At 76.2% G+C, this 7748-nt stretch carries 11 protein-coding genes; 8 read left to right on the forward strand and 3 right to left on the reverse strand.

Annotated elements, in window-relative coordinates; all coding sequences use genetic code 11:
* The 3 genes from ABZW03_RS33030 to ABZW03_RS33040 all read right to left on the reverse strand — a co-directional run.
* Positions 1 to 676 (reverse strand): gluconate 2-dehydrogenase subunit 3 family protein (locus ABZW03_RS33030; RefSeq protein WP_355266618.1); only part of this gene is annotated, 676 nt, incomplete at its 3' end.
* A complete protein-coding gene (locus ABZW03_RS33035) occupies positions 669 to 1106 on the reverse strand; it encodes a hypothetical protein (protein WP_355266621.1) in 438 nt (145 codons plus the stop codon). The genes ABZW03_RS33030 and ABZW03_RS33035, both read right to left, overlap by 8 nt.
* Positions 1093 to 2898, reverse strand: a complete 1806-nt coding sequence (locus tag ABZW03_RS33040) for a thiamine pyrophosphate-requiring protein (protein WP_355266624.1) — start codon at positions 2896 to 2898, stop codon at positions 1093 to 1095. Before ABZW03_RS33040 ends, ABZW03_RS33035 begins: the two co-directional genes overlap by 14 nt.
* A gap of 187 nt (positions 2899 to 3085) precedes the next feature.
* Between ABZW03_RS33040 and ABZW03_RS33045 the strand changes: the two genes are divergently transcribed.
* The 8 genes from ABZW03_RS33045 to ABZW03_RS33080 form a co-directional block, all read left to right on the forward strand.
* Positions 3086 to 3676 (forward strand): DUF6328 family protein, encoded by a 591-nt coding sequence (locus ABZW03_RS33045; protein ID WP_355266627.1) that lies wholly within the window; start codon positions 3086 to 3088, stop codon positions 3674 to 3676.
* A gap of 226 nt (positions 3677 to 3902) precedes the next feature.
* Positions 3903 to 4349, forward strand: a complete 447-nt coding sequence (locus tag ABZW03_RS33050) for a hypothetical protein (RefSeq protein ID WP_355266630.1) — start codon at positions 3903 to 3905, stop codon at positions 4347 to 4349.
* Positions 4346 to 4603, forward strand: coding sequence for a monovalent cation/H+ antiporter complex subunit F (locus tag ABZW03_RS33055; protein ID WP_355266633.1), 258 nt, complete (start codon positions 4346 to 4348; stop codon positions 4601 to 4603). Before ABZW03_RS33050 ends, ABZW03_RS33055 begins: the two co-directional genes overlap by 4 nt.
* A complete protein-coding gene (locus ABZW03_RS33060) occupies positions 4603 to 4872 on the forward strand; it encodes a monovalent cation/H(+) antiporter subunit G (RefSeq protein WP_355266636.1) in 270 nt (89 codons plus the stop codon). Before ABZW03_RS33055 ends, ABZW03_RS33060 begins: the two co-directional genes overlap by 1 nt.
* A complete protein-coding gene (locus ABZW03_RS33065) occupies positions 4869 to 5141 on the forward strand; it encodes a hydrogenase subunit MbhD domain-containing protein (protein ID WP_355266638.1) in 273 nt (90 codons plus the stop codon). The genes ABZW03_RS33060 and ABZW03_RS33065 overlap by 4 nt, the downstream gene beginning before the upstream one ends.
* Entirely contained in the window at positions 5138 to 5878 is a 741-nt protein-coding gene (locus ABZW03_RS33070) for an MnhB domain-containing protein (RefSeq protein ID WP_355266641.1), read from the forward strand. Before ABZW03_RS33065 ends, ABZW03_RS33070 begins: the two co-directional genes overlap by 4 nt.
* Positions 5875 to 6219: a cation:proton antiporter subunit C gene (locus ABZW03_RS33075; protein ID WP_355266644.1), complete on the forward strand. Its 345-nt coding sequence runs from the start codon at positions 5875 to 5877 to the stop codon at positions 6217 to 6219. Before ABZW03_RS33070 ends, ABZW03_RS33075 begins: the two co-directional genes overlap by 4 nt.
* A gap of 6 nt (positions 6220 to 6225) precedes the next feature.
* Positions 6226 to 7748, forward strand: a 1523-nt coding sequence (locus ABZW03_RS33080; RefSeq protein ID WP_355266646.1) for a complex I subunit 5 family protein, incomplete at its 3' end; no start/stop codon positions are given.

The following is a 7748-nucleotide window of genomic DNA, read 5'->3' on the forward strand; positions in this document are numbered from 1 at the left end:
TCACCGGCGCCGACTTCAACCCGGCCGACTTCAGCGACAGCGACTTCGGTGGCGGTGGCGACTTCGGCGGCGGGGGCTCGTGGTCGGGCGGGCGCGGCGGCCGGGAGTGGGCGTCGGGCACCTCCCAGGGCTCGCGCAGCCCGGCGCCCAGGCGCAGGTAGCCGCGGGGGTGGGCGGGGCCGCCGAAGCCGATCTCGTTCCAGGCGGCGGGGGTGGCGTAGTGGGCGGTGCAGGCGTAGCGGGTCCACAGGCTCCAGACGTGCCGCGCGGGCAGGCCGTGCCAGCGTTCGCCGCCCAGCTCCTGGATCCGGCCGATCAGGGCCCGCTGCTGGACGCCGGTGAGGTCGGCGAAGGAGCCGTCCGCGTCCTCGTCCAGGGCGCGCAGGCTGCGCCGCCAGGCCTCGTGGTCCTCGGGCAGGTCGGCGTGGCGCCAGCCGTCGGTGCGCCGGTCGGCGAGGCGGGCGTCGACCATCGCGAGCAGCGGGGTGCCGGGGTGGTCGAGCAGTTGGTCGAGCAGGGCGCGGGCGGTGGCCTGCTCGGCGGGGGTGAAGAAGCGCGGCGGCGGCTGCGGGCCGGTCCGGGGCAGCACCACGGCGGCCGTCTCGCGGTCCCAGTGGCGGGCCTGGCCGAGCACGTCGTAGCCGGGGAAGCGCGGTTCACGCCGGGGTTCAGGCATCGCGCGACTCCCGGCGCAGGACGGCGGCGAGCAGGCCCATCCCCCCGACCAGGCTCATCAGCAGCGGCGCGAACAGCGGCGGGCCCATCTCGACGTTGTAGCGGGCCATCGCCCAGCCGCCGGGCTTCTCGGCGATGCCCCGGACGTGCAGGAAGGCGCCCTGCAGGCCGTTGGCGGTGATCGCGGCGGAGGCGACCGGGAGCAGGGTGTGCGCCGCGCGCGGGCTGCACGCCCCGGCGATCCCGGCGGCCGCGCCGACCGGGCCCAGCCACACCGGCCACCACATGACGCGGTTGCCGAAGCCCGCCCGGTCGTGCTCCAGGTAGATCTCGGCGGCGGTGATCACCGAGCCGGCGGCGGTGGCCAGGGCCAGCGAGCGCTGGAAGCGGCCGGTGCGGATGTTGCGCAGCGCGAGCTCAACGGCGCCCATGGCGGCCTCCGAGCGAGGGCAGGAGCTCCTGGAGCTTGGCCCGGAAGCCCTGGCGGACCATCGCGGCGCGGTCGGCGTCGCCGCGCAGCACGGATTCGGCGGCGGCCTGGATCTGGTCCCAGGTGGCGTGCGGCGGGATCGGCGGGACGGCCGGGTCGGTGCACAGCTCCAGCAGGTACGGCCGGTCGGCGGCCAGCGCGCGCTGCCAGCCGTCGACCACCGGCCCAGGTTCGTCGACGCGCTCGGCGCCGAGGCCCAGGCTGCGGGCGAAGCCCGCGTAGTCGACGTCCGGAAGCTGCTGCGAGGGCAGGAAGCTCGGCGCGCCCTGCATCGCCCGCATCTCCCAGGTGACCTGGTTGAGGTCGCGGTTGTTGAGCACCGCGACGACCAGGCGCGGGTCCTCCCACCGCTGCCAGTACTTGGCGACGGTGATCAGCTCGGCGAGGCCGTTCATCTGCATCGCGCCGTCGCCGACGATCGCGATCGCGGGCCGGTCCGGGTGGGCGAACTTGGCGCCGATGGCGTAGGGCACGCCCGGGCCCATGGTGGCCAGCGTGCCGGACAGCGAGCCGCGCATCCGGCCGCGGAAGCGCAGGTGGCGGGCGTACCAGTTGGCGGCGGAGCCGGAGTCGGCGGTGACCATGGCGTCGTCGGGCAGCAGGTGGTCCAGGGCGTGGATCGCGTACTCGGGGTTGACCGGGTCGGCCTCGACGGCGGCCCGCCGCTCCATCACCTCCCACCAGCGCTCGGCGTTGTCGCACACGGTGCGCTGCCAGTCGCGGTCCTCCTTGCGGACCAGCAGCGGCAGCAGCGCCTCCAGGGTGCGGGCGGCGTCGCCGACGAGGTTGACCTCGTACGGGTAGCGCAGCCCGACCATGAACGGGTCGAGGTCGATCTGCACGCCCCTGGCCTGCCCGAACTCGGGCAGGAACTGGGTGTACGGGAAGCTGGAGCCGACCGTGAGCAGGGTGTCGCAGTCCCGCATCAGCTCGTAGGAGGGGCGGGTGCCGAGCAGGCCGATCGACCCGGTCACGTACGGCAGCGTGTCGGGCAGGGCGTCCTTGCCGAGCAGCGCCTTGGCCACGCCCGCGCCGAGCAGTTCGGCGGTCTCCTCCACCTGCCGGCGGGCGCCGCGGGCCCCCTGGCCGACCAGCACGGCGACCTTGCGGCCGGCGTTGAGCACCTCGGCGGCGCGGCGCAGCTCGCCGTCCTCCGGCAGGACCGTCCAGCGCGGGGTGCCCAGGCTGGAGGGCACCATCTTGAAGGCGTGCTCGGGCGGCTCGTAGTCCAGTTCCTGGACGTCGGCGGGCACGATGACGGCGGTCACCGTGCGCCGGGCGGCGGCGGTGCGCATCGCCCGGTCCAGCACGTTGGGCAGCTGCTCGGGGACGGTGACCATCTGGCAGTAGTCGGCGGCGACGTCCTTGTACAGGCTCAGCAGGTCGACCTCCTGCTGGTAGGAGCCGCCCATCGCGCTGCGGTCGGTCTGCCCGACGACGGCGACCACCGGGACGTGGTCCAGCTTGGCGTCGTACAGCCCGTTCAGCAGGTGGATGGCGCCCGGGCCGGAGGTGGCCGCGCAGACGCCGGTGCGCCCGGAGAACTTGGCGTAGCCGACGGCCTCGAACGCGGCCATCTCCTCGTGCCGCGCCTGGATGAAGACGGGGTCGTTGCCGGCCCGGCCCCAGGCCGCGAGCAGCCCGTTGATGCCGTCGCCGGGGTAGCCGAAGACGTACGGGACGTCCCAGTCGCGCAGTCGTTCCAGGATCCGGTCGGAAACCTTCGGGGACACGGTGCTCCTCCTTCACGTCCGTCACGGCGACGCCCCCCGCAGCGCGGCTATCCGCTGCGGGGGGCCGGAAACCGCCGCGCGGCGGGAAATCCGGGCCGCCCGCCCTGCGCGGGTTTCGGCGGGCCCGGCGGCGGACAGCCGCGCCGACGGGAAGGAGGAGGGCGAGAACGGCGAGGAGGCGATCACCATGGCGGCACCGGACACCGGCCGCGACACCCGTGCCCGCCGCCGGACGGGCCGGCGGGAGACGCCCGACGAGCGGGCGGACCGGCGCTGGACCGACCTGCTCCAGGAGGTGCGGGTGGCCCAGACCGGCTCGCAGGTGCTGTTCGGGTTCCTGCTGAGCGTGGTCTTCATGCCGCGCTTCGCCGAACTCGGCGGCTTCGACCGGGGCCTGTACGTGGTCACGGTCGTCCTCGGGGCGCTGGCCACCGGCGCGCTGACGGCCCCGGTGGCCTACCACCGGATCTTCGCCGGGCACCTGCTGAAGCCGGAACTGGTCGACGCGGCGGCCCGGTTGGTGGCCGTCGGCCTGCTGCTGCTGGCGCTGACCATCGGCTCGGCCCTGCTGCTCCTGCTGCGCACGGCCACCGGATCGGCGGCCTCCGGCTGGATCACCGCGGCGGTGATGCTCTGGTTCGTGACCTGCTGGCTGCTGATCCCCGTCCGGCACCTGCACCGGCACGACGGCCGGTGCACCGGGCCGCCGGACGACCCGGATTCCGGCGGGGCCGACACGCGGCTCGGCGGGGACGGGGGTCGCGGCGAGCACAGGTGAGCCAGGGCTGCCCGGGCCGCCGCCGGGACCGGGGCCGGCGCAGCCGCCGGGACCGGGCCGATCATCGGAGGTTCCGGCGACGCGCTCCGGCGAACGGGTGGTCCGGCACGCCGATCCCGCGCGCCACGGCGTTGCGCGCGGGACGCCCTCACCGGCCGGACGGTACACCTGGGGCCGCTCGTCGCGACGGCGGCGCTGCCCGGACGGCCGGTACAGGGGGTGACACATGCGGACGGCGGCCGAACTCCTGCTCTGGTGGGGCCTGTTGCTGCTGCTCAACATCGTGCTGATCAGCGCGGTGACACCGCTGGAGGTGGCGGTGGGCGGCGGCGTCGCGCTGCTCGCGGCGCTCGGCGCGCTCGCCGTCCGGCGGGCCTCCGGCGCCGCCCCGGGCGGAGCGGCCCGGCTCGCCCCGGCCCTGCGGGCCTTCCCGCGGACCCTGCTGGCCGACACCGGCCGGCTGGCGCTCGCCGTGGTCTCCCCCGGCCACCGCCGCTCCGGCTTCCGGGCCGTCCGGCTCGCCCCCGGCACCGGCCCCGCCTGGGCGGCCGCGCTGCTCTCCGCGACCCCCGGCGCGTACGTGGTGGACGTCGACGGCCAGGGCCTGCTGGTGCACGCGCTCGGCCACGAACCCTCCGCCCTGGAGGGCGCGTTGACGGAGGCGGCCGAGTGAACGCCTGGCTGCTGGCGGCGGCCGTCCTGGCCGTCGGCGGGATCGGCCCGTGCCTGCTGCTCGGGCTGTCCGGCGGGCCGCGGCGGCGCCTGGCCGGGCTGAACCTCGCCGCGGTGGTGACGTCCGTCGTCCTGCTGCTGCTCGCCCAGGGCTACGGCCGGCCCTCCTACACCGACCTGGCGCTCGACCTGGCCGTGCTGGCGCCCGCCGGGACGCTGGTGTTCACCCGCTTCCTGGCCGGGCGGGAGCGCTGATGGGCCGGCACGCCGTGGCACTCGTCCTGCTCTGCGCGGGCACGGCCGCACTGCTGCTCTCTTCCGTCGCGCTCGCCGTGCTGCCCGGCCGCCACCTGCGCCTGCACGCCCTCTCCCCCGCCGCCGTGCTCGGCGCCCCGCTGGTCGCGCTCGCCCTCGCCGTGGACACCGGGCCGGGCCGGGCGGCGGTCAAGCTGCTGGTGATCGGCCTGCTGCTGGCGGCCGGCGGCACCGTCACCACCATGGCCGTCGCCCGGGCGCAGTCGTGACCGACGCGCTGATCGTGATCGCCCTGCTGCTCACCGCCGTCACCGCCACGGCGGCCGCGCTCACCCGCGACCCGGTCCGGCAGGCCGCCGTGCTCGCCCTGCTCGGGCTGAGCCTCGCGCTGCTGTTCACCGTGCTCCAGGCACCCGACGTCGCGCTCTCCCAGCTCGGCGTCGGCAGCGCCCTCACCCCGCTGCTCGTCCTGCTGACCGTCCGCCGGGTGCGCCGCGAGGAGCACACCGACGAGCGCCGCCCGGACCGCGCCGAGTGAACCGGACCACCCGGCTCGGCCTCTTCCTGCTCGCCGCCTCCGTGCTGGCCGCCGCGCTGGTCGCCGCCGCCGGCGAGCTGCCCGGCTTCGGCGGGGCCCACCACCCCTACGGCGAGCGGGCCGTGGCGGCCGCACTGGCGCGGCGCACGGCCAACACCGTCTCCTCCGTCAACTTCGACCAGCGGGCCTTCGACACCCTCGGCGAGGAGTCGATCCTGTTCGGCTCGGTGCTCGGCGCGGGCATCCTGCTGCGCCTCGCCCGGGACGAGCGCAAGCGCCGCGCCGCCGCCGAGCCCGTGCTGCCCACCACCCGGCTGTTCGGCGCCACGCTGCTGCCCGTCGCCGTGCTGACCGGCGGCTACCTCGTCGCGCACGGCGCACTGAGCCCGGGCGGCGGCTTCCAGGGCGGCGTCGCGCTGGCCACCGCGCTGCACCTGGCGTACGTCGCGGCCGACTACCGGGTGCTCAAGCGGATCCGCCCGCTCGCCGCGCTGGACGTCGCGGACGCGCTGGCCGCCGGCGCCTTCGCCGCGCTCGGCCTGATCGGCCTCGCCCAGGGCGCCGGCTACCTCGCCAACACCCTGCCGCTCGGGACCTTCAACCAGCTCTCCTCCAGCGGGCTGGTGGCGGTCGTCAACGCCGTCGTCGGGGTGGAGGTCGCCTCCGGCGTGGTGGTGCTGCTCGCCCACTTCCTGGACCAGGCCGTCGAAGTCGTCCCCCGAGGGGAAGAGGCATGAACCTGCTGCCCTACCTGGTGGCCGGGTGGATCCTGCTCGCCGGCCTGTACGGCCTGGTGACCAGCCGCAACCTGGTGCAGGCGGTCGGCTGCCTGGCCGTCGCCCAGTCCTCGACGTACGTGCTGCTGCTCGCGGTCGGGTACCGCCGCGACGCCACCGCCCCGGTCTTCTCCGACCTGCCGACCGACGCCCCGGTGGTGGACCCGGTGGTCCAGGCGCTGACGCTCACCGACATCGTGGTCGGCGCGACCGTCACCGCGCTGCTCCTCTCCCTGGTGATCCAACTGCGCAAGCGCCACGGCACGGTGGACCCGGAGGAACTGACCGGGCTGCGGGGGTGACGTCCGGTGCGCACCGCCGACCTGCTGCCGCTGGCCGTCGCCGTCCCGCTGCTGGGCGCGGCCGTCACCGCCGTCGCCGGCCGGTGGCTGCCCCGGCTCGGCCGCGACGCGCTGGCCACCGCCCTCGCCGCCGCCGACGTCCTGTGCCTCGCCCTGCTGTGGGCCCGGACCGGCCCGGACGGCCGGGAGGTCTCCTGGCTGGGCGGCTGGACGCCGCGGGGCGGGCACAGCGTGGGCGTCGTGCTGGTCGCCGACCGCCTCGGCAGCGGCCTCGCGCTGCTCGCGGCCGTCCTGGTGCTCGCCGTGCTCTGCTACGCCTGGCGGTACTTCGACGAGCCCTCCGGCGAGCGCGGCGGGCTGTTCCCCGCGCTGCTGCTGCTCTTCGAGGCCGGGATGTGCGGCTTCGCGCTCACCGGGGACCTCTTCGACGCCTTCGTCTTCTTCGAGCTGATGGGCGCCGTCGCGTACGCGCTGACCGGCTACCGGATCGAGGACCCGCGCCCGCTGCACGGCGCGCTGGCCTTCGGGCTGGTCAACTCGGCCGCCGCCTACCTCTCGCTGCTCGGCATCGGCCTGCTCTACGCCCGCACCGGCGAGCTCGGCCTGGCCCAGATCGGCGCCGAACTCGACCGGCTGGCCGTCCCCGGCCGCGGCCCGGACGCCCTGCTGGTGCTCGCCTTCACGCTGGTCCTGGCCGGCCCGCTGGTGAAGGCCGCCGCGGCGCCGTTCCACTTCTGGCTGCCGGACGCGCACGCCGTGGCCCCCAGCCCGGTGTGCATGCTGCTGTCCGGGGTGATGGTCGAGCTCGGGGTGTACGGCGTGGCCCGGATCCACCGGGTGGTCTTCGCCGGTGCGGGCGGGCTGCCGGACGCCGCCGTCCGGGACACCCTGCTGGCCGCCGGGGTGCTGACGGCCCTGGTCGGCGCCGTGATGTGCTGGCAGCAGCGGCACCTGAAGCGGCTGCTGGCGTTCTCCACGGTCGGGCACGTCGGGCTGTTCCTGATCGGCGCGGCCCTGCTCACCCCGGCGGGCCTGGCCGGCACCGCGGTGTACGTGGCCGGCCACGCCGGGGCCAAGGCCGCGCTGTTCGGCCTCACCGGCGTGCTGCTCGACCGGTACGGCTCGGTGGACGAGCACGGGCTGCACGGCCGGGCCCGCGAACTGCGCGGCACCGGGCTGCTGTTCGTCCTCGGGGCACTGGCCCTGGCCGGGCTGCCGCCGTTCGGCACCGGGCTCGGCAAGGCCGTCGCCGAGGAGGCCGCCGGGCACGAACGGGCCTGGCTGCCCGCGGTGTTCGTGCTGGTGTCGGCGCTGACCGGCGGCGCCGTGCTGCGGGCGGCCCTGCGGGTCTTCGGCGGGCTCGGCGCGCCGCCGAAGGAGCACCCGGAGGTGGCCGCGACCACCGGCGAGGGCGAGGAGCCGGAGATCCGCGGGCCGGGCCGGCGGCTGCCCCCGCCGATGGTCCTCGCCCCCGCGCTGCTGCTGGCCGGCTGCCTGGCCGTCGGCGTCCTGCCCGGTGTCGGGCGGGC

Origin of the sequence: Kitasatospora sp. NPDC004799 (assembly GCF_040609095.1) — a bacterium.
Lineage (GTDB): Bacteria > Actinomycetota > Actinomycetes > Streptomycetales > Streptomycetaceae > Kitasatospora.